We start from the raw sequence: 25,098 nt of genomic DNA on the forward strand, positions 1-25,098 counted from the left end.
GAAGAGGGAAGGCGATGCAATTGAGAATTACTCTCATTTTAAGAGCATCGCGGCCTGGCGCGCTGAGCGCAGCGTTCGGCATGCTGCGCAGCGCAGCCAGACGCCGTCCCGGTACAGATCACGAATCCCGCAATCCGCACGCCCTCACCGCAACCCCGACTGCCGGTCCGCCGCCTCCACCAGCTGCATCAACCCCGGCCCGATCGTGTCCAGCAGCTGCGCCTTCTTCCAGCGAAACCCTGGCACCGCGCAGTTGAACAGCAGCCGGCGCGGCCCGTAGCGGATGCGTGCGGCGGCGCCCGCAGCAAGCACGCCGAAGCCTGAATCGCCCAGGTTGATGGCGAAGCCGCGCTTGCCGTAGTGCGCCACGCTCTCGCGCACGCCTTCGAGGCAACGCGCGTGCTCGTCGGGCCGCTCGTGCTTCACGCGGGCCAGGAACTCCTGGCGCTCACCCGTAGGCAGCTGCGCGAGCCATGCACGCCCCATGGCGGTCTCGACGATGCCGCGCACGGCGCCCACGCCGGGGCGCTTGAGGGTGCCGCCCTCGTGGGCGCAGGTTTCCAGGTAGACCACGTCCAGGTCGCTGGTCACGCCGACCGACACCGCGCCCTCGACGCGGTCGGCCAGTTGCTGCATGGCCGGGCGCAGCAGGGCCAGCATGGGCGTGTTGATGACGTAGGGGTAGCACAGCGCCACGGCGGCGGGGCCGATGAAGTAGCGGTCCAGGCGTTCGTCGTGGTCCAGGAAACCCATGGTCAGCAGGGTGCGGCACAGGCGCGAGACGGTGGGGCGCGACAGGCCGAGCTTGGCCGCGAACTCGCTGTTGGCGTGCGCGCGCGGGTCGCCCACGAAGGTCTGCAGGATGAGCAGGCCCTTGGCCAGGGTGCCGGCGATGTACGGGTCTTCGTCCCGCACGCGGCGCAGGTCGTCGGAATGCTTCATGGGCTGGCGGCGATTCTGGACAGGGCGGGGCATGGGAGTGAATCGCAGTTTCAATGATTGAAATTCAGTGCCGGCAATTGTGGACCTGCTTCCTACAGTCGCGGCCACCATGATCCGAGACACCCCCCACTTCGAGGCCCTGCGGGCCGATATCCGCGCCTTCGTTCGCGAACGCTGGCATCCGCTGGAAGACCAGGTCAGCCGCGACAACGACATCCCGCCCGACGTGGTCGACGAGTTGCGGCGCAAGGGCTACTTCGGCTGGAGCATTCCCGAGGCGTACGGCGGCCTGGGCCTCACGACCGAGGAGCTGGTGCTGTGCGCGATGGAGCTGTCGCAGTCGTCGGTGGCGCTGCGCGCCCGCGTGGGCACCAACACGGGCATCGGCTCCGAAGCGCTGGTGGCCGACGGCACCGAGGCGCAGAAGCAGCGCTGGCTGCCACGCATGGCCACGGGCGAGCTCACCGGCTGCCTGGCGCTGACGGAGCCCGAAGCGGGCTCGGAGGCCAGCAACGTGCAGACCACCGCGCGCCGCGAGGGCGACCACTACGTGCTCAATGGCAGCAAGCGCTTCATCACCAACGCGCCGGTGGCCGATGTGTTCACCGTCATCGCCCGCACCGAAGACGGCTCGAAGGGCAGCAAGGGCGTGTCGGCGTTCCTGGTCGAGCGCGGGCCGGGCCTGACCACGGGCGCGCCCTATCGCATGATGGGCCAGGCCGGCTCCTTCGTGTCGGACGTGCACTTCGACGAGTGCCGCGTGCATGCCGACCAGCTCATCGGTGGGCGCGAGGGCATGGGCTTCCAGACGGTGATGAAGGTGCTCAACAAGCAGCGCCTGCATCTGGCAGCGCTGTGCACGGGCCCGGCCATCCGCATGCTGGACCTGGCCATGGCGCACACCAGCGGCCGCAACCAGTTCGGCCAGGCGGTGGCCGACTTCCAGCTGGTGCAGGCCATGATCGCCGACAGCCGCACCGAGATCTACGCGGCGCGTTCGATGATCCTCGAGGCGGCGCGTGCGCGCGATCGCGGCGAAGACGTGGCCCTGTCGGCGTCGATGTGCAAGTACTTCGCGTCGGAGATGTGCGGCCGCGTGGCCGACCGCGCGGTGCAGATGTTCGGCGGCTCGGGCTACGTGGCCGACTTCAGCCCCATCGAGCGCTACTACCGCGACGTGCGCCTGTTCCGCCTGTACGAGGGCACGAGCCAGATCCACCAGCTCAACATCGCCAAGCTGGCATTGCGCGAGGCGGGGGCGCGATGAACGTGCACGCGGACCTCGTTGCACGGGTGCGCGACTTCGTCGAGCGGCATTGCATCCCGCTCGAATCGAATGCCCACGTGCACGACCCGCTGGCGCTCGACGCCGCGCTGTCGCAGCTGCGCCCGGTCGCGCGCGAGCTGGGCCTGTACCTGCCGCAGATGCCGGCAGAGGAGGGTGGGCTGGGCCTGTCGTGGGTCGAGCGCGCGGCGGTGTTCGAGGAGGCCGGCCGCAGCTACCTGGGCCCGGCCGCGCTCAATTGCGCCGCGCCCGACCAGCCCAACATGATCAGCCTGCTGCGCCAGGGCACGCCCGCGCAACGGCAGCGCTACCTGCGGCCCTTGGCCGAGGGCCGCATCCGCTCGTGCTTCGCGATGACCGAGCCGGCGCCCGGCGCAGGCTCCGACCCGTCGATGCTGCGCACCACCGCGCGGCGCGAGGGTGATGGCTGGGTCATCGACGGTCACAAGTGGTTCATCACCGGGGCGGTGGGCGCGGCCTTCTGCATCGTGCTGGCGCAGACGGAAGAGGGGCCCACGCAGTTCATCGTGGACATGGAACACCCGGGCCTTTCGCTGGTGCGCGCCATCAAGGCCATCGACCCGTTCGCCGTCGGAGGTCATGGCGAGCTGCGCTTCACGGCCTGCCGCGTGGGCGCCGGCGCGGTGCTGGGCGAGGTGGGCTCGGGCTTCGTGGCGGCGCAGCAGCGGCTGGAGCCCGCGCGGCTGTCGCACTGCCTGCGGCTCATGGGCCGTGCGCGGCGCGCGCTCGAGATCGCGCAGGCCTACGTGTGCGAGCGCACGTCGTTCGGCGAGCGGTTGGCCGACCTGCAGCAGGTCCAGGCGATGGTGGCCGACTGCCACATCGACCTGCATGCCAGCCGGCTCATGAGCCTGGACTGCGCGCGCCGCATGGACGAGGGGCTGTCGGTGAAGACCGAGTCGGCGATGACGAAGGTCTTCGTGTCCGAGGCCCTGAACCGCGTGGCCGACCGCGCGGCGCAGATGTGCGGTGCGCTGGGCATGGCGGAAGACGCGCCCATCGCCCTCATCGTGCGCGAGCTGCGGCCGTTTCGCATCTACGACGGCGCCTCCGAGCTGCACCGCGCCACGCTCGGGCGCCGCTTCCTCACGCACTGAAACGCTGAACACACAGAGAAACTGGAGACTGACGATGACGTCCTTGATCAAGAAAATTTCGCACCTGGCTGCAGGCCTTGCATTCGGCCTGGCCGGCTCGCTGGCGATGGCGGCCTTCCCCGACCGCCCCGTGAAGCTGGTCGTGCCTTTCCCCGCCGGCGGCAGCACCGACCTGGTGGCGCGCGAGGTGGCGCTGGAACTGGGCCACGCGCTGGGCCAGCCGGTCATCGTGGAGAACAAGCCCGGCGCCGGCAGCCTCATCGGTTCGGAGCTCGTGGCCAAGTCCGCGCCCGACGGCTACACGCTGCTCATGGCGGGCCTGACCAACATCTTCCTGCCTTACGTGCACAAGGGCCTCACCTGGAACCCGGTGGACGACTTCGTGCCCGTGGGCCTGGTGGCCGACCTGCCCAACGTGATCGCGGTCAACGCGAAGACGCCGTACCAGAAGCTGCCCGAGCTCATCGCCGCCGACAAGGCCAAGCCGGGGCAACTCGCCTTCGGCTCCGCCGGCCCGAGCACACCGTCGCACCTGGTGTGCGAAATGATCAACCACCAGGCCGGCATCAAGATGCAGCACGTGCCCTACAAGGGGAACGCGCCGGCGGTGAACGACCTGATCGCCGGCCACATCCCGGTGATGTGCAACAACCTCGGCGGCACGCTGCCCTACATGAGCAGCGGGCAGATCCGCATCCTGGCGCAGACCGGCCGCACGCGTTCTCCCTCGGCGCCCGACGTGCCCACCTTCGCCGAGCTGGGCCTGCAGGGCTTCGACAGCGGCCTGTGGGTCGGCATCGTCGCGCCCAAGGGCACGCCCGATGCCGTGATGCGTCCGCTGCGCGCGGCATTGGCCAAGGCCTTGCCCGCGGTGAAGGACAAGCTGGCCAAGCTGGGCGCGGCCGCGCTCGACCCGTCGCAGCCCGCCTACGGCCAACGCATCGCCGCCGACCGCAAGCTGTGGGACCCCGTGCTCAAGCGCGTCGACCTGAAGGGCAACTGATGGGCCAGCCTGCCGACCACGCGCCCCTGCACGGGGTGCGCATCCTCGACATGGCGACCGTGCTCGCCGCGCCGTTCTCGGCCACGCTGTGCGGCGACATGGGCGCCGACGTCGTCAAGCTCGAACTGCCGGGCGGCGGCGATCCGCTGCGCGGGCTCACGCCGGTGCACGAGGGCCATCCGCTGTTCTGGAAGACGGCCAACCGCGGCAAGAAGGGCATCTCGCTGGACGTGCGCAAGCCCGAGGGCCGTGCGCTGTTCCTGCGGCTCATCGCCGGCTTCGACGTGCTGGTGGAAAACTTCCGCACCGGCACGCTCGACAGCTGGGGCCTGGACATCGCCACGCTGCACGCGGCCAACCCGCGCCTCATCGTGCTGCGCCTCACGGGCTTCGGCCAGACCGGCCCGTATGCGCGCCGGCCGGGCTTTGCCCGCATCTTCGAAGCGATGAGCGGGTTCACGCACCTGACCGGCGAGCCCGATGGTCCGCCGCAGCACATGAACTACCCGCTGGGCGATGTGGTGGCGGGCCTGTTCGGCGCTTTCGCCATCAGCACCGCGCTGGCCGAGCGCAATGCGTTGCCGCGCGATCGGCAGCGGGGCGCCGAGATCGACCTGTCGGCCACCGAGGCGATGTCGCGCCTGCTCGATCCGCTGGCGGCCGAGCACCGCATCGGCGGCGTGGTGCGCGAACGAACCGGTTCGCGCGCCACCTACACCGCGCCGTCCAACGTGTTCCGCGCGCTCGACGGCGTGTGGTTCACGCTGGTGGGTACGGGCGGGCCGATCTTCGCGCGCATCTGTCGCGCGATCGACCGGGAAGACCTGCTCACCGACGTGCGCTTTGCCGACAACGCCGCGCGCATCCGCCACCTCGAGGCGCTGGATCGCATCATTGCCGACTGGTGCGGCAGTCTTCCATTCGCGGAACTGGCCGTGCGGCTGGACCGCGAAGACGTGCCCTACAGCAAGGTGTATTCGATCGCCGACCTGCGGGCCGACCCGCACATGCAGGCACGCGGCGCCTTCATCGATGTGCCCGACGAACAGTTCGGCACCGTGCCCGCGCCGGCGGCCGTGCCGCGCTTCGTGGGGCGCGAAGGCGTTCGCCCGGCCGCCACGGGGCCGCGCACGGGGCAGCACAACGCCGAGGTGTATGGCGAGTTCGGCCTGGGCGAGGCACAGCTCGCAGCGCTGCGCGACGCGCAGGTGATCTGAAGCGCGCCTGCGCTTTCGCCTGCCCTGCGGGGTAGGCGTTTTGTCATGCCTGTCCCCGTGCCGTCGCGGGACACCTGACTCCCCCAGAAAAGGGCGCTCCGCTCATGTGCGAAGGCGGTGCGATTCCTACAGTCATCCCCATGCCGAACGCTTCTTCCCACACCGGGAAGGCCAGCGGCTTCGGCCGGCCACGATCACCGGGGACACCGCATGGAACCGCTCGAAGTTCTGCCGAGAACCGCCCTGAGCCTGCTGCGCGAAGACGCCGGCATGTCGTTCATGGAGGTTGCGTTGATCGGTGCGCTGGTGATGGTCGTGGCCATTTTGCTGGTGCTCGCCCTGCGGCGCAGTGCCTGAACACGGGGAGCCCGCCATGCAGGAATTCAACGCTGTTCTCGAACTGCTCGCGATGCTGGCGACCGACATCCGCATGCTGGCGCTCTTCGCGCTGCTCGGCGTGGCGGCTGTCAGCGACTGGCGCTCTTATCGCATTCCCAACTGGCTGACCTTCGGCGGCGCGTGCTTCGCCCTCATCTACGGAACGATGGCGGCACGCACGCCGACGTCGGGCGCGCTGAGTGCGTTCGGCGGCCTGGGCGTGGGCTTCGCCGCGATGCTGCCGTTCTATGTGCTCGGAATCATGGGCGCGGGCGACGTCAAGCTGATGGCCATGACCGGGGCCTTCCTGGGACCCCAGCAGACGCTGATGGCCTTGCTCTTCACTTTCATCGCGGGCGGCGTCGCGGCGCTGGCCTTCGCGATCCATCGCCGCCGCCTGGTCCACATGCTTGGCAACGTCAAGGCCACAGCGCAGGGCATGGTCATTTCCACCATCGCAGGCATGCGGCCCGACGGGCGCCTGCAGGCGGGCCAGTCCGTGGGCAAGTTGCCCTACGGCGTCTGCATCGCGGCGGGCACGGTGGTCCAAGTGCTGGCGCACCAGCTGGGCTTTGTCTAGCTCCTACATGTTTCACCCCTGGCGGAGGTTCGTATGAAGAACATCAAGGCGATCGGGCTGATCTTTCTGGCCCTGCTGTTCGGGCTGGCGGCCGCGGTCTACGCGACCGGCTGGATCTCCCGACAAAGTGGCATCGCGTCCAACAAGGTCGTGGTGGCCGCCGTCGACATCGACCTGGGCAGCCGCGTCAATGCGCAGATGCTGTCCACGGTCGACTGGCCCAGCGGCTCGGTGCCGAACGGCTCCTTCAGCGACATCAAGGCGCTGAACGACCGCGTGGTGAAGGTCGGCGTGCTGCGCGGCGAGGCGCTCATGGAGGGCAAGCTGGCGCCGGTGGGCACGCAGGGCGGGCTGTCGGCAGTGATCGCCAGCGGCAAGCGGGCCATGACGGTGCGCGTCAATGACGTCGTCGGCGTGGCGGGCTTCGCGCTGCCGGGCAACTACGTCGACGTGATGGTCAACGCCCAACAGGACAAAGGGCGCGGCGAAGACGCGCTGCAGATCAGCAAGACCGTGCTCGAGAAGGTGCTGGTGCTGGCGGTGGCCCAGGAGGCCAACCGCGACGACACCAAGCCGAAGGTCGTGAGCGCGGTGACGCTCGAGCTCTCGCTCGAAGACTCCGAGAAGCTCGACCTGGCGCGCAGCGTGGGCACCCTGTCGCTCGTGCTGCGCAACCAGATGGACAAGACCACGGTCGCCACCCTGGGCATCACCAAGGGGCAGCTGTTCGGCGAGAAGAAGGACATCGTGCCGGTCTCCACCGCGGCGGCTCCGGATCGCCCGCGGGTGCGGCTGGCAGGTCCCGCCACGCCGCGAGCCACCGAATGCGTGGAGGTGATCCAGAGCGCCGCCCGTTCGGTCACCTGTTTCTGATCGTCCATCAGGAGGAACACCAAGTGCGCCCACTCACAACAACCATCGCCCGTCTGCTGGCGACCCTCGCGACAGTGGCGACCCCCGCCATGGCCGCGGAGGTCGTGGCAGCCGCCCCGGCCACGGCCGTCGCCATGCCTGCGCCTGCTGCAACCGCTGCAGCAGCAACTGTTGCGGCAGCACCCGCAGCCCCGGCCAGCCGGCGCTGCACTGCCATCATCCCGGACTCCGAGCCGACCTATGCCGTGCTCGGCAAGTCGGTGGTCATTCCGTTGAAGGCGCGCGTGGTGCGCATCGTGTTCGGCGGACAGCCGCAGGGCCGGGCGACCGCGCCAGCAGCACCGGCGCAGCCCGGAGCAGCGATGCCGGCGCCCAATGCGAACGTGGGCGACGGCGTAGCTGACATCGAGGTCACGCTGCTGAGTCCGACCGACCTGTTCTTCCGCGGCCGCCAGGCCGGCTCGATGAACGTGGTGCTGCAAAGTGCCGACGGCACCTGCTACATCAAGGATGTGGTCGTTACCGTCGACCCCGGGGCGCTGCAGTCCAAGCTGGCGGAGTTGATGCCGGAAGAGAGCCGCATCCGAGTGCGCAGCGCGGAAAAATCCATTGTGCTCACCGGCGAGATCAGCGACGCGCTCAAGCTCGATGACGTGATGAGTCTGGCCTCGGCCTACGGCGCCGACGGCAAGAAGGTGGTGAACCTGCTGCGTGTCACTGCGCCACAGCAGGTCATGCTCGAAGTGAAGATCGCCGAGATCAGCAAGAACTTGCTGGACCGCCTTGGCGCACGCGTCGGGCTGGCCCGCTCCGGTAACGGTGGTCTCAACAGCTATTCGCTGATCTCCAATTTCCTGAGCGGCGGTGGCGGCCTGATCGAGGCGTTGAGGATCGGTCGCACGTCGATCTCCATCGACGGCCAGAAGGACGACGGCCTGGTGCGCATCCTGGCGGAGCCCAACATCATGGCCATCAGCGGCCAGCAGGCGAGCTTCCTGTCGGGCGGCAAGATCTTCATTCCGGTGGCGCAGAGCTCCTCCAGCGGCAATGGCACGAACATCACGCTGGAAGAAAAGGAGTTCGGCATCGGGGTCAAGTTCACCCCGACCGTGCTCAACGGCGGCCGCGTCAATCTCAAGATGGTCTCGGAGGTGTCGGACCTGTCGCAAACCGGCTCGCCTTTCACCACCATCGGCGGCGTGACCGCCGTGCTGCCATCGCTCACGGTGCGCCGTGCCGACACCACCGTGCAACTCAACGACGGGCAGAGCTTCGTCATCGCAGGGCTCATCAAGAGCAACGTCACGGAGTCCATCAAGCGCTATCCCGGATTGGGCGAAGTGCCGGTGATGGGGGCGTTGTTCCGCAGCACGGAGTTCCAGAACGACCAGACCGAGCTGATGTTCGTGATCACGCCCCGCCTGGTCCGGCCGCTGGCCGAGTCGCCTCGCCTGCCGACCGACAACCACGTCGTTCCCAGCCGTGCGGAGGTTTATCTGAACGGCAGCCTCGAAAGCGCCACCCCGGCACCGGCCGCACCGGCCACCAATACCCAGTGAGGAGCATCACCATGTTCATCAAGTCGACGACTCTCGCATTGACGCTGCTCCTGGGCACCGGATGCTCCCACGTCACTCCCAACTACGACGCGCGCTTCGGCGACGCGGTGCGCGACGCGAAAAGGAAGATGACGATCAATCCCGATGCCGGCAAGGACGGCAATCCGGTGGCGGGCATGGACGGCCGGGCGGCACGGGAGTCGATGGTGCAGTACCAGAAGTCCTACAAGGCGCCGCCGCCGGCGGTGAACGTCATCAACATCGGTGGCGGGATTGGTGGTGGAGATAACGGCGGCGGGGGTCGTTAGGCGGCCCTCGAACGATTCTTGAATTCGATCAGAAAGGAGTTGCCACGCAAAGATAGAAGTCAATCAACCCAAGAACCAACGCAAGATTTTTCTGTTTTCTTACTGCAATTCAAAGGTGAAAAAAATGAACCAACTTTTTGTCCGTGCCGGCAACTTCATGTCCTCGTTCGTCAAGGAAGAGGATGGTGCTCAAGTGATCGAGTACGCGCTCATCATCGCAGTCGTGTCGATCGCCCTGGTCATTGCACTGCAGGGCCTGACCACCGGAGGTTATTTCACAACCTTCATTAACCGCGTGGCCGCTTGCCTCCAGGGCAACATGGCCGTCTGCAACCCTTAAGCCCGGCAATCGCATCTATTGGAACGATGGCTATGGCGGTGGCGGTGGCGGGGCCGGCTTGTCCGTTGCCCGCCGCCGCCCAGTACAAAGCGAGGTACTCATCATGTTCAAGTCATTCTTGCGGGATGAGAGCGGCGCCCAAGTGATGGAGTACGCGCTGGTCATTGCCGTGATCTCGATCCTGCTGGCCATCGCGTTGCGGCCATTGGTGACGGACACCGACCTCAGCAATGTTGTCGATCTCGTCCGCACCTGCCTTGGCGGCGTGACATGTGGCTGAAGCACAGAGCTTTTTCGAACCGCCACCCACACTCAGGAAGCCGATCATGAAAGTCCACACTTCCGGCCACAGCCAAGGCGGAGCGGTAATCGTCACCGTCGCTCTGGTCCTGCTGTTCCTCCTCGGGTTCATGGGCATCGCACTGGACTTCGGTCGCCTCTTCATCGTGAAAACGGAGCTGCAAACCGCCATGGACAGCTGTGCCCTGTCTGCCGCGCAGGAGCTCGACGGCGCCAGCGATGCGTTGACGCGTGCCACCAGCGCAGGAAAGACCGCGGCCGATCTCAACAAGATCAATTTTCAAGGTGGGGCGACCGGCATCGCCCAGACCGATATCGTGTTCAGTGACTCGCTGATCGGCACCTACAGCCATACCTTTACGCCCGTAGCGAATGCCAGGTACGCCAAGTGCCTGCATACGAAGTCGGGCATCGCGCCTTGGATCCTCAATGCCCTGGGCGCGTTCAGCGGAAGTGCTACTTATGGGGCATCGCACAGCGTGGCCGCAGTCGCCGTTGCCACCAGGGCTCCGTCCCAGTCCAACTGCCTCATTCCAGTCGGTATCTGCCAAAAATCCACCGCCCCCGGCTGGGGGTTCACGCGGGGGGAATGGGTCGAGGGCGTGACCAATGACAACGACGATGTGGAGTCCGGTCAGTTCCACTGGGTGGATTTCACCGGCAGCGGCGGCGGGGCGCGCGAGATCAAGGATCTCCTGACCAGCAGTGGGCAATGCGGTCTTCCCGGTATGGATACAAACATCGGCAAGGCGGGCAAGACCAATGGAGCGGTTGCAGCGTGGAATACCCGCTTCGGCATCTATCAGGGCAGCCTCAACGCCGCGACTGCCATTCCCGATCAGACCGGGTACGCCTGGTATGCCGACAGCGCTGCCGCCGTGAATCCAGGCAGGTATGACGACCCCGGCTCGAACGGATTTGCTGCCAAGCGCAATTCATTCGCGCCTTACGAAGGGGACAACAAGAACCCCGACACCAAGAACCTCAAGACTCAGGGAAATTTCAATGCCACCGACTACACCAAGGGTGCCAATCGACGTGTGGTCACGACTGCGGTGGTCGACTGCCCGTCGATCACGCTCAAGGGTTTCGGCTGCATGCTGATGCTGCATCCGCTGGAAAAGAATGCGAGCGGAAAGAAGTCGAAGATGTGGCTCGAGTTCATTGGCGATGCGACGCTCGCCGGCAGTCCATGCGCCACCGCGGGATTGGCCGGCGGCACAAACGGACCCCGGGTCCCGACGCTCGTTCAGTAGGAGCTGGCATGAAAAAGAAACAGAACGGCGTGGCTCTGGTCGAATTCGCCCTGATTCTTCCCTTGCTGCTCATCCTGACGTTCATCACGACCGAATTCGGGCGGGCGCTGTACCAGTACAACACCATCGCGAAATCGCTGCGCGACGCCTCTCGCTATCTGTCCACCCAGGACCCGTCGATCGCAACCACGGATCCCTCCAAGATCACGACTGCCAGGAACCTGGTGGTCTATGGCAACCCGACCGGTGGCGGCTCGCCATTGGTCCTGGGCCTCGACACTTCTCACGTCCCCACCCCGACCTGGCAATTCAAGGGCAGTGGCCCGGCCATCAATACCGTGACCATCAAGGTCACGGGATACAAGTTCCGCCCGCTGCTCACCGGCGCGTTCGGGCTTGGTTTTGGTGATGCGAACGGAGAAATTCCCTTCGGAGATATCAGCGCCACCATGCGAGGTCAATCATGAATCGAACAAGACAGATGGGTGCGACTGCGGTGGAGTTCGCGCTGGTCCTGATGTTCTTCCTGACCTTCCTGCTGGGCATCATGGATTTCGTGCGCATGTTGTGGACGTGGAATGCAGCCGCCGAAGCGACGCGCTGGGGTGCGCGTGCGGCCGTCGTGTGCGACCGAAACGCCACGGTCGTGCTTTCCAACATGCAGAAATTCCTGCCCCAATTGACGGCAGCCAATGTCAGTGTCGACTGGTACGACGCGGCAGGCAGCATCAGCGCGACCTGTACTTCCGCCAATTGCAGCGGCGTGAACGTCCGCATCGTCGATCTCGACTACCGATGGATTTCGCCCATCGGATTCGGAACTCGTTCTCCGATCCCGATGCCGGGCTTTTCCACCTACCTGCCGCGCGAAATCATGGGGCAGGACCCGAACAGCAACGCCGTCTGCTCCTAGCAACACACCGGACACGACCATGACCATGAAGATCGCCATCGTTTCCCCCAATCCGAACCACCTGCAGGACATGCGCAAGGTGCTGGAGCCGCGCGGCCATGCCGTGTCGCTCTTCGAAGGCGGCAAGAGCCGCATGCAGGCGGTCGTCGACAAGGTCGGGCCCGACCTGCTGCTGGTCGACGGCATGTGCTGCGACCCGCAGGAGCTCTCGCTGGTCGAGGCCCTGACGCTTCGGCATCCGGCGGTGGCGGTGGTGCTGCTGTGCGCGATGCAGACACCCGAGTTCCTGATCCACGCGATGCGCGCAGGCGTGCGCGAGGTGCTGCCGTCGCCCGCCGACACCGCCGCGCTCGAGGCCACCGTCGATCGCATCGCGCTCAAGATGGCCGGTTCGCAGGCGCGCAGCCCCGGGCGGGTGGTGGCGTTCATGCCCTGCAAGGGCGGCAGCGGCGCGACCTTTCTCGCGACCAACATCGCGCACCAGCTGTCGCGCGAGCGCTCGGTGCTGCTGATCGACCTGAACCTGCAGTTCGGCGATGCGCTGTCGTATGTGAGCGACCTGCGCCCGACAGCGACGATGGCCGACGTGGCGCGCGACATCGGGCGCCTCGACGCCTCGCTGCTGGCGGCGAGCGTGGTGCGCGTGTCGCCGAGCTACAGCATCCTGCCCGCGCCCGAGGACCTGGCGCGCGCGATGGATGTCAAGGCCGAGCACATCGACGCCATCCTGCAGGTGGCGCTCGCGCAGTACGACTTCGTGATCTTCGACCTCGGCACGCGCATCGACACGCTCACGCTGCGCGTGCTCGACCGCGCGGAGCGCATCTTTCCCGTGATGCAGACCAGCCTGCCGCACATTCGCAACGTGACGCGCCTGATGCAGGTGTTCAAGTCGCTCGGCTACGCCACCGGCAAGGTCGAGCTGCTGGTGAACCGCAGCACCGGCGGCGGCGAGATCGGGTTGTCGGACATGCGCCGGTCGTTGCCCGGCGCGACATTCACGACGGTGCCGGACGGCGGCAAGGACGTCGACGCCTCCATCAACCGCGGCGTGCCGCTGGCGGAGATGTCGCGCGGCAGCGCACTCGCCAAGCGCCTCGACGAGATCGCCCACACACTCAGCCCGCGGCCGGAGGCGACGCCCGGCTTCATGGGGCGGCTGTTCCGCCGTGCCTGAGACAGGGCGGATTCCCATCAATACCCAGGCGGAGGTGCCAACATGTCATTCAGGGACCAACTCAATGCGATCGACAGCGATGCGGGCGCGCGGCCGGCGGGGCCGGCAGGGCCGGTCCTCGAGCTGACCACGTCGCCTTTCGCCTCTGACACCTACAAGCTGCTGAAGGAGCGCATGCACCTGAAGCTGCTGGACCGCTTCGACCTGGCGGCGCTCGAAACCCTCCAGCCCGACGCGCTGCGGCAGGAAATCTCGACCATGGTCGGGCGGCTGCTGCAGGAAGAGCCCGAGGCGCTCAACGACATCGAGCGGCGCACGCTGATCCGCGACATCCAGCACGAGATGCTGGGCTTCGGCCCCATCGAGCTGCTGATGGCCGACCCGACCGTCTCGGACATCCTGGTCAACTCGCCCACCAGCATCTACGTGGAGCGGCGGGGCCGGCTGGAGCTGACCAACGTGAGCTTCACCGACGAGAAGCACCTGCTGCGGATCATCGACAAGATCGTCTCGCTGGTCGGGCGCCGCATCGACGAGTCCAGCCCGATGGTCGATGCGCGGCTGCCCGACGGCTCACGGGTCAACGCCGTCATCGCACCGGTGGCGCTGGACGGGCCGATGATGTCGATCCGCCGTTTCGCGAAGATCCCGCTGCGCATGAACAACCTCGTGAACGATCTCAAGTCGCTCACGCCGCCGATGGCGCAGATGCTCGAAGGCCTGGCCCAGGCCAAGGTCAACATGCTGATCTCGGGCGGCACCGGGGCAGGGAAGACCACGCTGCTGAACATTCTCTCGGGCTTCATTCCGGAGTCCGAGCGCATCATTACCATCGAGGATGCGGCCGAACTCCAGCTGCAGCAGCCGCACGTTGCGCGCATGGAGACGCGGCCGACGAACATCGAAGGCAAGGGCGAGATCACGCAGCGTGCGCTGGTGCGCAACGCGCTGCGCATGCGGCCCGACCGCATCGTGATCGGCGAGGTGCGCGGCGCCGAGGCGGTCGACATGCTGCAGGCGATGAACACCGGCCACGAAGGCTCGCTCACCACCATCCACGCCAACACGCCGCGCGATGCGCTGGCCCGGCTGGAAAACATGATCGGCATGGCGAATCTGAACCTGCCCCACCGCACCGTGCGCCAGCAGATCGCCTCGGCGATCACGGTGGTGGTCCAGGTGCTGCGGCTGATCGACGGGCGGCGCAAGGTCACCAGCATCCAGGAGATCACCGGCATGGAGGGCGAGATCGTCACCATGCAGGAGATCTTCACCTTCCACCAGACGGGCATGAGCCCCGACGGCCAGGTGCGCGGCCATTTCCACGCGACCGGCGTGCGGCCGAAGTTCATGGAGCGGCTGCAAGCGTACGGCGTGGAGCTGACCGACAGCATCTTCGATCCCGAAAAGCACTACGAATAGGAGCACGCCATGTTCGACAACCTGGGTGGTGACACGCTGATCACGGTCGCGGTGCTGGTCTTCGTGACCGCGCTGCTCATGATCGAAGGGGTCTATCTGCTGTGGCGGTCCTACAAGGGGCCCGACGCGCGCAAGATCGAGAAGCGGTTGCAGGCGATGTCCGCCGCGGTCGACCGCACGCCGCAGGCCCATCTCGCGAAGGAGCGCATGCTCAGCGACGTGCCCTGGATGCAGCGCCAGTTGCTGGCGCTGCCGCGGGCGCACCGGCTGGACCGCTTCATCCTGCAGGCAGGGCTGGACTGGACGGTGTCCAGCTTTCTGCTGGCCTGCGGTGCGCTCGGCGTGTTCGCGTTCTGCGCCGTGTGGTTGGCGCACCAGCCCGCGTGGCTGGCGCTTCTGGCCGGGGCCGTGGCGGCGGTGCTTCCCGTGCTGTACCTGCAGCATCAGCGCAGCCGCCGGCTGGATCGCCTCGAAAAGCAGCTGCCGGACGCGCTGGACCTCGTGACACGCGCCCTGCGCGCGGGCCATTCCTTTGCCAGCGGCGTGCAGATGATCGGCGAGGAAATGCCCGACCCGATCGCGACCGAGTTCCGCCTGGTGGCCGACGAGGTGAATTTCGGCGTCTCGCTGCAGCAGGCGCTGACCAACCTCAGCGAGCGCGTGCCGCTCACCGATCTGCGCTACTTCGTGGTGTCGGTGCTGATCCAGCGTGACTCGGGCGGCAACCTGACCGAGGTGCTGGGCAACCTGAGCCGGCTCATCCGCGCGCGCTTCAAGTTGCTCGCGCGGGTGCGGGTGCTGTCGTCCGAAGGGCGGCTGTCGGCCTGGATCCTGGGCATCATGCCGTTCGCCCTGGCGGGGCTCATGAACATCTTCAATCCCGAGTTCATGTCGCCGCTGTGGACCGACCCGATCGGCCAGACGGTGCTGCGCTACATGCTGGTGCTGATGCTGGTGGGCATCGTGCTCCTGCGCAAGATCGTGAAGATTCGCGTCTGAAGGAGAAGCGTCATGGCCATGCTGTTCCCCATCCTGGTTTTTCTGTCCGTGTCGCTGACGGTCATCGGCCTGGCGGTGTGGTTCTCCCCATCGCGCACCGCGCAGCGGCTGCAGGCGGTGGCGCTGCCGTCCGACAAGTCGGCCTGGACCGAGACCGCCGTCAAGCTCGTCGGGCCGTTCGCGCAGCTGTCGTCGCCGACCGGCGACGCCGAACTGTCGCCGATGCGCGTGCGCTTTCTCAATGCCGGTATCCGCCATCCGGATGCGTACCTCATCTACTTCGGCCTGAAGACGCTGCTGCCGCTGGGCTTCGCGGCCGTCGTGTTCCTCATGCTGCGCGCGGCGGGGTCGGCGGGCGGCATGACGATGCTGCTGTGGCTCGCGCTGGCGGCGCTGGCCGGCTGTTACCTGCCCAACGCGCTGCTGTACCTTCGCATCCGCGCGCGGCGCCGCGAGATCTTCGAGAACTTTCCCGACGCCGCCGACCTCATGCTGGTGTGCGTGGAGGCGGGGCTCGGACTGGACGCCGGGCTGGCCAAGGTCACCGAGGAAATCCAGATCAAGAGCCGGGCGCTCGCGCAGGAGCTGCACTGGACCAACCTGGAAATGCGCGCCGGCGGCACGCGCGAGAAGTCGCTGCGCAACCTGGCGCTGCGCACCGGCGTGGAAGAAATAGGCACCTTCGCCACCATGCTGACCCAGGCGGACCGCTTCGGCACCAGCATCGGGGAGTCGCTGCGCGTGTTCTCGGACGACCTGCGCCACAAGCGCCAGGTGCGCGCCGAGGAGCTGGCGGCGAAGGTGCCGACCAAGATGCTGTTGCCGCTGGTGCTGTGCATCTTCCCGTGCATCTCGCTCGTGATCCTCACGCCGGCGGCGATCCGCGTGATCCGGATGATCGGGCCGATGCTGACCGGGCATCAGTGAGGAGGCGACCGGGCCGGAAGGCCGGCCGGGCGCCGCTGCAGCGGATCAGGCCGCCAGCGTGTCGAGCTGGTGCTTGATCGCGTAGATGTACAGCTCGAGCCGGTTCGTGACGCCCAGCTTCTGGTAGATCGCGCACAGGTGATTGCGCAGCGTGTGCTCGGTGACGAAGGCGCGCTCGGCGAGCGCCTTGTTGGAGGCGCCGCAGCCCGTCGCGACGATGCGGATGATCTCGCGCTCTTTGTGCGTCAGCGTGGCCTGGCGCGCCGTGTCGGGGTCGGCCTTCGGCGGCTTCCTGGCCGACGTGAGTTCGGAGAAGACACGGCCCATGGTCTGCGCGTCGACGCACAGCTCGCCACGGAACACGCGCTCGATGGCGTCGAGCAGCTGCTGCGCCGAGGCGTCCTTGCCCACCACGCCGCGCGCGCCGCGCAGCACGGCCAGATCGAGCGTGCGCTGTTCTTTCTCGGCCGTCAGCACCATCACGCGCGACACCTCGTTGGTCAGCAGCCGGGGCAGGATGTCCAGCGCGCTGTGGCCGTCCAGGTCGAGGTCGAGCACGATGACATCGGGTGCGAGGCTTTGCGCCGTGGCCACCGCCTCGTCGCAACAGCTGGCCGTGCCGACCACCTTCATGCGCGGCTGCTCGCCGTCGATCAGCTTCGACAGGCCCCACAGCATGGTCTTGTGGTCGTCCACGAGCAGCACGGCAATGGGATGGTCGGGATGGTCGAGGGTTTGCATGACGGACTCCTTCCTGTGTCTGCGGCGGGCGGTCAGATCGGGATTTCGATCCGTACCGCCGTGCCGCCATTTGCGCATCGGTCGACATGCGCCTGGCCGCCCAGGGCCGCGGCGCGCTCGGTGAGGGAGCGGGGGTGGAAGGCGGTGAAGCTTTCCTGGCAGGCGTCGTTCTCGATGCACAACGCCAGCTGGCCGTTCTTGCAGTCGATGCGCACGCTGCCGTGGCGCGCATGGGTGTGCTTGCAGATGTTGTTCAGCCCTTCGCTGACCATCTGCAGCAGCTCCGCGGTCACGCGGTCGTCCAGGTGCAGCGGGCCGTCGACGGCCATCACGATGTCGATGTCGATGCCGTACAGGCCCTTGATCCGCGCGGCCTGGCGTTCCAGGTGGGGCCGCACGAGCCCGCCGGAATCGTCGTTCGCACCGTGCCTGACTTCGCCGGCGTAGCGGCGCAGGTCGGCGATCACGCCGTCGGCCACGTCCGCGAGCTTGTCCAGGTCTTCGCGCAGCGGGTTGTCGGCGGCGGCCCGCTTGCGCAGCGCGCACAGGCCCATGCGCAGGCCGATGTAGGGCTGGATGGCGGTGTCGTGCAGGTCGAGCGCGATCTTCAGGCGCTCCGTCGACGCGGCTTCCGAGGCCATGCGGTCGAGCACCTCGATGGTCTCGATGACCGGGAAGATCTGTTCCATGAGGTGGGCAAGAAACAGCGCGTCGGACTTGCTCAGCCGCCCGTCGCGCGACGAGATGAACACCCGGCCTTCGCCCAGGCGCATCGGCAGCGGCGCGCTGATGAAGGCCCGCGCCTCCAGTAGCGCGGCGATGGTGGTGCAGTGCGCAGCGCCGGCTTCGTCGGCGCTGCGCCACGCGGTAGTGCCCGCTTCGAAGACACGGTGCTGCGCGCGCAGGTGGTTCAGCGGCCAGGGCAGGCGGTTGCTCAGCACGACGCTGTCGGGCGCCAGGGCCATGAGCGGCGATTCCGCGAGGCGGCCGATGGTCTCGATGCTCACCTGTTCGCAGGTGTCGTCCTCACGCAGCGTGCGCAACAGCCAGGTGCCGGTGGCGCGGTCGCGCGTCAGCAGGATGCAGTGGCTGGCCCGGAAGAAGGCCAGCGTGCGCTCCATCGTGCGGGCGATGGTGCGTCCGGCGCCGAAGCGCGGGTTCGACAGCTGGCTCACCTCGCCCAGCAGCGCAAGGCGCCGTTGCAGCGCCAGCTTGGAGCCGCCCCAGTAAACGATCATGTGCCCGAGCGCCAGCAGGAAGGCAGTGCGCATCAGCAGCTGCGGCGTGTCGTCCGTGCCCGTGGCCAGTCCGCAGGCGGCGAAGGAGGCGACCGAGGCGATCGTCACGCGGGCGCCTTCCTCGAAGCCCCAGCGGAACGACGAAGTGAGGATGGCGAAGAAGTAGAAAAGGAAGAACAGGCTGTGGGTGCCGTCGGTCACCGCCATGATCAGCGTGAACCACAGCACGTCGGACCAGTGGATGGTTCGGCCCAGGAAGTAGGGCCGCCCCATCGCCGTGCAGACGTGGATCAGCAGGCTGTGAAGGATGTAACCGAAGAAGGCCAGCCAGACCGCCGGGGGGACCTGCTGCCGGCTATCGGCGGCGTCGACCGTGATCGCCAGCAGGGCCGAGATCGACAGCACGAGCCGCATGCGTCCCACCATGAGCGCATCCGCCGCCAGGCTGGCGTCGAGGCTGGGGGCGGAGCCGTGCGCTCGCATGGGGATGCATCCGGTGCATGGACCATGTCAGGCACCGCGGGAGATCGCGGTACGGACGGGAGCGCTCGGCAGTGACAGTTTGGAATACATTTTTCTTGCCAGAGACCACAACGTGTGACGAGTTCACATTACTACTTTGGTGTTCAGATGCAATTGAAATCTCGTTCCATTAACGTTTGGTAACTATATTTGCATTGGATTGCATGCGGATAAATGAGGCCGCTGCACAGGGCGGCGAGAGGGCGTGGTGCCGGTTGGGGAGGCCTCGGAGAGGGCGAGGTACCTCAACGGGGCGTCCGCCTGCCTTGGCGAAGGCGCAGGCCGCGGGGTAACCCCGTTGCGCGGCCTCAGGGCAGGAACAGCAGCATCCCGTACACCGCAAACAGCATCAGGTGCATGAGCCCCTGGATCGGCGAGGTGCGCTGCCCGTTGAAGCTCAGCAGGCTCAGCACCGCCGTCACCGCGAACAGCAGGGTTTCGGCGCCCGAGATGCCCATGAGCACCTGCTTGCCCGTGACCAGCCCGATGACCAGCACGGCAGGCACCGTGAGCCCGACGGTGGAGACGAAGGCGCCCAGGCACAGGTTGATGGCGCGCTGCATCTCGTTGTTCATCGCGGCGCGCACGGCGGTGATCGACTCGGGCGTGAACACGATGATGGCGATGAGCACGCCGCCCACGGCCGCGGGCACGCCGGCCGCGGCAATGCCGTAATCGGTGACCACCGCGAGGTAGTGCGCGAGCAGCACGATGGGCAGGATCATCGCGAGCAACAGCAGCGAGCGAACGACCACGGCGCGTTTGTCCAGGCGGGCGTGATCGGCCTGCGCGGCAGGCGAGGGTGCGGTCGCCCGCACTGACATCCGCCCCGGCGCCGGCTGGATGAAGAAGCGCTGGTGGCTGCGCATCTGCATCCAGAGAAACGCGCCGTACAGCACGGCCGTGAGCACCGACATGCCGATCGCCTGCACCGGCGTGAACTCGCCCGCGCCCGAGCTGTGGTTGGGCAGCACAAGCGCCGTGCCGGTCAGCAGCAGGATCATCGACAGGTAGGCGCCGGCGCCCTGCGCGTTGTATTCCTGGTCGCCGTGGCGGGCTGCGCCCGCGATCAGGCAGATGCCGATGACGAGGTTCAGGATGATCATCATCACGGCGAAGATCGAGTCGCGGCCAATGGTCGGAAACTCGCCCGGGCCCAGCAGCACCGAGGCGATGAGGATCACCTCGATCGACACGATCGAGAGCGTCAGGATCAGCGTGCCGTACGGCTCGCCCAGCTGGTGCGCCAGGTGGTCCGCCTCGCGCACCACGCCGAACGAGGCGGCCAGGATGGTGACGAACAGCGCCAGGAAGACGCAGCCGGCCACCACGGGGCTGATCGGCGCGGCCAGCCAGCGGTCGCCGAAGGCGACGAAGAGTCCGACCACGAGCCAGGCGGCGGCGATCAAGGCCCAGGTGGCGGGCGGCACGAGGCGGGCGGGGGAGGGTGTTGTTGTCATGGGCGTTGTCACTCCGACATCAAGAGGGAAGCCAGGGCCAAGAGGCCGCTGCCGGCGAGGCTCAGCCCGCTGGCAGCCCACAGGGCCTTCACGTCGCGTAGCTCGCAGTCTTCGCGGCGCGCATGCCAGGCGGCATAGGCCAGGGCCACCGCCATGGTCAGCGCGGGCCAGTGCAGATCAAGACCGTTCATCGCGCGGCTCCCGATGCGGTGGGCGCGCGCGGGCATTCGGCGCGGTAGGACAGCCGCGTCGCGCCCGTGCGCACGTGCAGGCGCACGGCGCCGAGCGTCAGCCGGAAGGCATCCGGCACGGTGGCACGAGAAAGACGGAAACGGGAGAAGAAGCGTTGCGCGGCGAGGCGCCAGGAAGGAAGCAGTGCGGCCATGTCGAAACTTCGCGAGAAGTCAGGAAAGGGCCGTCCCTTGCAAGGTGGAGGTGCAAGACCGAGGTCGTCCTCGGCCCGGTTCGCGCAGGGCGCGCGAACGAAAAAATGATAGCAGGGAAATCGGGGGCGACGCCCTCAGCCTCCGCGTGCGCGCACCTGGGCCGCATGCAGGAGGCGGGCGCTGTCTACCTTCTGCTTGGACAGGAGCCGCATCCTGCTGCAGCTCGAGCAACGGTACAGGCGCAGCCAGGGCAACAGGCGCATCCACCCTCTGCGCGGCTGGCGGTCCATGTCCTGAAGGTGGCAGGGGCAGGCGGAAACCGAATGAGTCGACGACATTTGTCAGAGTGACCATGCTGTCCAGATCCCACCCTGACCAAGCTCTGCGGCTCTTCGGCTACTGGGAATTGAAAGTATTCATTCTTACGACAAATGTAAACAAGCACACTCACCTGATTTAGGTATTCGCGCCCCGATTTCCTCGGTTTCGGTCACACCCCGTTTCACTTCTCCCGCGCTTCCTGTGCACCAGTTCACAGAGGGAAAGCCGCCAGTTGACCGGTGTAAACTGCCCGGTTTTCTCCCTCTCTCGCGGTATGGTGCAAGTGTCACGGCGCACAGGCTTCACCGGCTCGGCGCTCACTCGCTTGCTCGCTCAACTGAGCGACATCGACGTTCCCGAATCCAGGCAAGCCCTCGCGGATCGTTTGAGTCAGTGGTTCAGTTGGACCGACGCCATCTCCTTGTCTGCAGCTTTGGATTCCGATCTGGGCGTCGCCGTGTCCGGCGTCCGGGCGTCCGAGGGTGCCGAGGAGGCGCAGGAGTGCGCGCGCCTGAAGGCCGCGCTGGCCAAGGGCAATGCCGATGGCGGCGTGGCCTCGGTGCTGCCGGGCGCGAACGACGACTTCCCGCCGTACCGCCGTCGCTACTTCGCGCGGCAGCAGGCCATGGAAACGGCCATCGAACCGCTGCGCGCCCGCCTGCGGGCCCGGCTTGCCACCCGCTCGCCCGAGCTGGCCCGGCTGGCCGCGGTGGACGCCATCCTGGAACAGGTGGTGGGCGCGCGCGAACGCAGCCTGCTGGCGACCGTGCCCACGCTGCTGGAGAAACATTTCAAGCGTTTGCGTGAGGCCCATCAGGCCGCGCAGGACGCCACCCCCGACAACCCCCAGCCGCCAGCGACCGCCGTCGCCGGCTGGCTGGACGTGTTCGGCCGCGACATGCAAAGCGTGCTGCGGGCCGAACTGGACATTCGCATGCAACCGGTCGAAGGCCTGCTCGAGGCCCTTCGCGACCGCTAGTCTGCCGCCCTACAAGAGACAACAAGCTTCCATGAACAGATTTTTCCATTACGCCGTCTTCCTCGTGGGCCTGGCCGTCGTGTGCTGGGTCGGTGCCAGCTATGTCGGCCACAACCCGCTGGCCCTGGTGATCACGGCGCTGATCGGCGCGTTCTACCTGATGGGCGCGCTGGAGCTGCACCGCTTCCACCAGGCCACCGGCACGCTCTCGCATGCGGTGAACGACCTGTCGGCGCCGCCGGCGAGCCTCGGCGACTGGCTCGCCGGCCTGCATCCCTCGCTGCGCAACGCGGTGCGCCTGCGCATCGAAGGCGAGCGCGTCGGCCTGCCGGGCCCGGCGCTCACGCCGTACCTCGCGGGCCTGCTGGTGCTGCTGGGCATGCTGGGCACCTTCCTGGGCATGGTGGTCACGCTCAACGGCACGGGGCTGGCGCTCGAAAGCGCGACCGACGTGCAGGCCATCCGTAACTCGCTGTCGGCGCCCGTGCGCGGCCTGGGCCTGGCCTTCGGCACCTCGGTGGCGGGTGTGGCCGCATCGGCCATGCTGGGCCTGGCCTCGGCGCTGTGCCGGCGCGAACGCCTGCTGGCCGGGCAGTCGCTCGACACGCTCATCGCCACGTCGCTGCGCGGCCATTCGCTGGCGCACCGCCGCGAAGAGTCGTTCAAGCTGATGCAGCAACAGGCTCACGCGATGCCCGCGCTGGTCGACCAGCTGCAGGCCATGGTGGCCGCGATGGACCGCCAGAGCCAGTCGATCAACGAACGCCTCGTCGCCAGCCAGGACCAGTTCCACCAGAAGACCGAAGCCGCCTACACGGGGCTCGCCGCCTCGGTCGACCGCTCGCTCAAGGACAGCCTGGCCGACAGCGCCCGCATCGCCGGCGAAACCATCCAGCCCGTGGCGAAGGTGATGCCCGAACTGGTCGGCCAGCTGCAGACCATGATGGCCGCGATGGAGCGCCAGACCCAGGCGCAGAACGACCGCCTCGTTGCCAGCCAGGACAGCTTCCACCAGAAGGCGGAAGCCGCGTACACAGGGCTCGCCGCCTCGGTCGATCGCTCGCTGAAGGACAGCCTGGCCGACAGCGCCCGCATCGCCGGCGAAACCATCCAGCCGGTGGCGAAGGTCATGCCCGAGCTGGTCGGCCAGTTGCAGACGATGATGGCCGCGCTGGAACGCCAGGGCCAGGCGCAGAACGAGCGCCTCGTCGCCAGCCAGGACAGCTTCCACCAGAAGGCCGAAGCCGCCTACAGCGGCTTGGCCGCCTCGGTCGATCGCTCGCTGAAGGACAGCCTCACCGACACTGCCCGCATCGCCGGCGCGACGATCCAGCCCGTGGTCGAGGCGGCCATGCTCGGCATCGCGCGCGAAGCGGCGTCGCTGCAGGGCGGCATGGCGCAGGCCGTCGAACGGCAGCTCGAAGGCCTCACGGGCCGCTTCGAGGCTTCGACCGCCGGCGTGGCCGACACCTGGAAGGCCGCGCTGGCCGAACACGAGCGCGCGAGCGGGGCGCTGTCGAGCGACCTGCGCGGCACGCTCGAACGCTTTGCCGAAACCTTCGAGCTGCGCTCGGCCGCGCTGGTCGACGGCGTGTCGGCCCGCCTCGAAAGCACCGTGGGCAGCGTGTCCGACACCTGGGGCAGCGCGCTCGCGCAGCACCAGCGCGTCAGCGAAAAACTGTCGGGCGATTCGCACCAGGCGCTCGCCGCCGCGGCCGCCACCTTCGAACAGCATTCGGTGTCGTTGCTGCGCACCGTGGGCGAAGCGCACACCAGCCTGCAGACCGAACTGGCGGCGCGCGATGCGCAGCGCCTGTCGGCCTGGAGCCAGTCGCTCGAAGCCATGGCCGCGTCGCTGCAGAAGGAATGGCAGCAGGCCGGCGCGCACACGCTGAGCCAGCAACAGCAACTGAGCGACACGCTGGCGCAGGCCGCGCGCGACGTGTCGGCGCAGGCCGAGGCGCACGCCAAGCAGACCGTTGCCGAAGTCGCGCAGTTGCTGCAGGCCGCGTCGGACGCACCCCGCGCCGCCGCCTCGCTGCTCGACACCGTGCGCGAGGCGCACGCCAACCTGCAGACCGAGCTCGCCACGCGCGACGCGCAGCGCCTCGCGGCCTGGAGCGGGTCGCTCGAGACCATGGCCGCGTCGCTGCAGAAAGAATGGCAGCAGGCCGGCGCGCACAGCCTGAGCCAGCAGCAGCAGATGAGCGAGACGCTGGCGCAGACCGTGCGCGACATGTCGGCGCAGGCCGAGGCCAATGCGAAGCAGACCGTGGCCGAAGTCGCGCAGCTGCTGCAGGTGGCCGCCGAAGCACCGAAGGCCGCGGCCGACGTGATCGCCGAGCTGCGCCAGAAATTGTCGGACGGCATGGCGCGCGACAACGACATGCTCGAAGAGCGCAGCCGCATCCTCGGCACGCTCGAGACCCTGCTGGGCGCGGTGAACCATGCTTCGACCGAACAGCGCAGCGCCATCGACGCGCTCGTCACGGCCTCGGCCGACATGATGGAACGCGTGGGCAGCCGCTTCACCGAGAAGGTCGAGAGCGAGACCGAGAAGATGGCCGGCATCGCCGCGCAGATCACCGGCGGTGCGGTCGAGGTGGCGAGCCTGGGCGAAGCCTTCGGCTTTGCCGTGCAGCGCTTCGGCGAATCGAACGACAAGCTGGTGGCGCACCTGCAGCGCATCGAAGGCGCGCTGGGCAAGTCGCTGGCGCGCAGCGACGAACAGCTGGCCTACTACGTGGCGCAGGCGCGCGAGGTGATCGACCTGAGCATCATGTCGCAAAAGCAGATCGTCGAAGACCTGCAGCAGTTCGCCAGCCGCCAGACCGCAGTGGGCAGCGAGGCCTGA

26 protein-coding genes are annotated in these 25,098 nt (G+C 67.4%); 20 read left to right on the forward strand and 6 right to left on the reverse strand.

Going from position 1 to position 25,098, the window contains the following annotated elements:
• Positions 1-144: 144 nt before the first annotated feature.
• A complete protein-coding gene (locus tag AC07O4_RS02085; protein WP_493191950.1) occupies positions 145-942 on the reverse strand; it encodes an IclR family transcriptional regulator in 798 nt (265 codons plus the stop codon).
• A gap of 109 nt (positions 943-1,051) precedes the next feature.
• Here AC07O4_RS02085 and AC07O4_RS02090 point away from each other — a divergent pair, with 109 nt between their 5' ends.
• From AC07O4_RS02090 to AC07O4_RS02175, 18 genes are all read left to right on the forward strand, one after another.
• Entirely contained in the window at positions 1,052-2,209 is a 1,158-nt protein-coding gene (locus AC07O4_RS02090) for an acyl-CoA dehydrogenase family protein (protein WP_495303620.1), read from the forward strand.
• Complete coding sequence (locus tag AC07O4_RS02095; RefSeq protein ID WP_495303621.1) at positions 2,206-3,345, forward strand: acyl-CoA dehydrogenase family protein; 1,140 nt, start codon at positions 2,206-2,208, stop codon at positions 3,343-3,345. Before AC07O4_RS02090 ends, AC07O4_RS02095 begins: the two co-directional genes overlap by 4 nt.
• A 34-nt stretch (positions 3,346-3,379) precedes the next feature.
• Entirely contained in the window at positions 3,380-4,348 is a 969-nt protein-coding gene (locus tag AC07O4_RS02100; RefSeq protein ID WP_495303622.1) for a Bug family tripartite tricarboxylate transporter substrate binding protein, read from the forward strand.
• Positions 4,348-5,565, forward strand: coding sequence for a CaiB/BaiF CoA transferase family protein (locus AC07O4_RS02105; RefSeq protein WP_495303623.1), 1,218 nt, complete (start codon positions 4,348-4,350; stop codon positions 5,563-5,565). The genes AC07O4_RS02100 and AC07O4_RS02105 overlap by 1 nt, the downstream gene beginning before the upstream one ends.
• Positions 5,566-5,775: 210 nt before the next feature.
• Positions 5,776-5,922: a hypothetical protein gene (locus tag AC07O4_RS02110; protein ID WP_167395048.1), complete on the forward strand. Its 147-nt coding sequence runs from the start codon at positions 5,776-5,778 to the stop codon at positions 5,920-5,922.
• Between the two features lie 16 nt (positions 5,923-5,938).
• A complete protein-coding gene (locus tag AC07O4_RS02115) occupies positions 5,939-6,523 on the forward strand; it encodes an A24 family peptidase (RefSeq protein ID WP_495303624.1) in 585 nt (194 codons plus the stop codon).
• A 33-nt stretch (positions 6,524-6,556) separates the two neighbouring features.
• Positions 6,557-7,396: a Flp pilus assembly protein CpaB gene (cpaB, locus tag AC07O4_RS02120; RefSeq protein ID WP_139702494.1), complete on the forward strand. Its 840-nt coding sequence runs from the start codon at positions 6,557-6,559 to the stop codon at positions 7,394-7,396.
• Between the two features lie 89 nt (positions 7,397-7,485).
• Positions 7,486-8,955 (forward strand): type II and III secretion system protein family protein, encoded by a 1,470-nt coding sequence (locus AC07O4_RS02125; protein ID WP_260685014.1) that lies wholly within the window; start codon positions 7,486-7,488, stop codon positions 8,953-8,955.
• Between the two features lie 11 nt (positions 8,956-8,966).
• Positions 8,967-9,263, forward strand: a complete 297-nt coding sequence (locus tag AC07O4_RS02130) for a hypothetical protein (RefSeq protein ID WP_062474152.1) — start codon at positions 8,967-8,969, stop codon at positions 9,261-9,263.
• A 124-nt stretch (positions 9,264-9,387) separates the two neighbouring features.
• Entirely contained in the window at positions 9,388-9,603 is a 216-nt protein-coding gene (locus AC07O4_RS02135) for a Flp family type IVb pilin (RefSeq protein WP_139702492.1), read from the forward strand.
• Between the two features lie 103 nt (positions 9,604-9,706).
• Positions 9,707-9,883: a Flp family type IVb pilin gene (locus tag AC07O4_RS02140; RefSeq protein WP_139702491.1), complete on the forward strand. Its 177-nt coding sequence runs from the start codon at positions 9,707-9,709 to the stop codon at positions 9,881-9,883.
• 46 nt (positions 9,884-9,929) lie between these two features.
• Entirely contained in the window at positions 9,930-11,159 is a 1,230-nt protein-coding gene (locus AC07O4_RS02145) for a pilus assembly protein TadG-related protein (RefSeq protein ID WP_495303625.1), read from the forward strand.
• An 8-nt stretch (positions 11,160-11,167) separates the two neighbouring features.
• Positions 11,168-11,626: a TadE/TadG family type IV pilus assembly protein gene (locus tag AC07O4_RS02150; protein WP_492740901.1), complete on the forward strand. Its 459-nt coding sequence runs from the start codon at positions 11,168-11,170 to the stop codon at positions 11,624-11,626.
• Positions 11,623-12,072, forward strand: a complete 450-nt coding sequence (locus tag AC07O4_RS02155) for a TadE/TadG family type IV pilus assembly protein (RefSeq protein ID WP_369629274.1) — start codon at positions 11,623-11,625, stop codon at positions 12,070-12,072. The genes AC07O4_RS02150 and AC07O4_RS02155 overlap by 4 nt, the downstream gene beginning before the upstream one ends.
• Before the next feature lie 19 nt (positions 12,073-12,091).
• Positions 12,092-13,249: a CpaE/TadZ family protein gene (locus tag AC07O4_RS02160; protein ID WP_495303626.1), complete on the forward strand. Its 1,158-nt coding sequence runs from the start codon at positions 12,092-12,094 to the stop codon at positions 13,247-13,249.
• A gap of 42 nt (positions 13,250-13,291) precedes the next feature.
• Complete coding sequence (locus AC07O4_RS02165) at positions 13,292-14,671, forward strand: TadA family conjugal transfer-associated ATPase (protein WP_495303627.1); 1,380 nt, start codon at positions 13,292-13,294, stop codon at positions 14,669-14,671.
• A 9-nt stretch (positions 14,672-14,680) separates the two neighbouring features.
• The gene (locus AC07O4_RS02170) at positions 14,681-15,670 is read left to right on the forward strand and encodes a type II secretion system F family protein (RefSeq protein WP_495270585.1); all 990 of its coding nucleotides are present in this window, start codon (positions 14,681-14,683) and stop codon (positions 15,668-15,670) included.
• 12 nt (positions 15,671-15,682) lie between these two features.
• Positions 15,683-16,597 (forward strand): type II secretion system F family protein, encoded by a 915-nt coding sequence (locus AC07O4_RS02175; RefSeq protein WP_495270586.1) that lies wholly within the window; start codon positions 15,683-15,685, stop codon positions 16,595-16,597.
• A 45-nt stretch (positions 16,598-16,642) separates the two neighbouring features.
• On the opposite strand, the gene AC07O4_RS02180 is transcribed toward AC07O4_RS02175, so the two are convergent.
• The 5 genes from AC07O4_RS02180 to AC07O4_RS02200 form a co-directional block, all read right to left on the reverse strand.
• The gene (locus tag AC07O4_RS02180; RefSeq protein WP_095947069.1) at positions 16,643-17,338 is read right to left on the reverse strand and encodes a response regulator; all 696 of its coding nucleotides are present in this window, start codon (positions 17,336-17,338) and stop codon (positions 16,643-16,645) included.
• Positions 17,339-17,370: 32 nt separating this feature from the next.
• Positions 17,371-19,059, reverse strand: coding sequence for a sensor histidine kinase (locus AC07O4_RS02185; RefSeq protein ID WP_495303628.1), 1,689 nt, complete (start codon positions 19,057-19,059; stop codon positions 17,371-17,373).
• A gap of 347 nt (positions 19,060-19,406) precedes the next feature.
• A complete protein-coding gene (locus AC07O4_RS02190) occupies positions 19,407-20,558 on the reverse strand; it encodes a calcium:cation antiporter (RefSeq protein ID WP_095947071.1) in 1,152 nt (383 codons plus the stop codon).
• Positions 20,559-20,566: 8 nt separating this feature from the next.
• Positions 20,567-20,749: a hypothetical protein gene (locus AC07O4_RS02195; protein WP_495303629.1), complete on the reverse strand. Its 183-nt coding sequence runs from the start codon at positions 20,747-20,749 to the stop codon at positions 20,567-20,569.
• A complete protein-coding gene (locus AC07O4_RS02200) occupies positions 20,746-20,943 on the reverse strand; it encodes a hypothetical protein (RefSeq protein ID WP_495303630.1) in 198 nt (65 codons plus the stop codon). The genes AC07O4_RS02195 and AC07O4_RS02200 overlap by 4 nt, the downstream gene beginning before the upstream one ends.
• A gap of 596 nt (positions 20,944-21,539) precedes the next feature.
• Here AC07O4_RS02200 and AC07O4_RS02205 point away from each other — a divergent pair.
• Both AC07O4_RS02205 and AC07O4_RS02210 read left to right on the forward strand, forming a co-directional pair.
• Positions 21,540-22,244, forward strand: a complete 705-nt coding sequence (locus tag AC07O4_RS02205; protein WP_495303631.1) for a DUF3348 domain-containing protein — start codon at positions 21,540-21,542, stop codon at positions 22,242-22,244.
• Positions 22,245-22,275: 31 nt separating this feature from the next.
• Positions 22,276-25,098, forward strand: coding sequence for a DUF802 domain-containing protein (locus tag AC07O4_RS02210; protein ID WP_495303632.1), 2,823 nt, complete (start codon positions 22,276-22,278; stop codon positions 25,096-25,098).

Source organism: Variovorax sp. GW821-FHT09D04 (assembly GCF_059416405.1).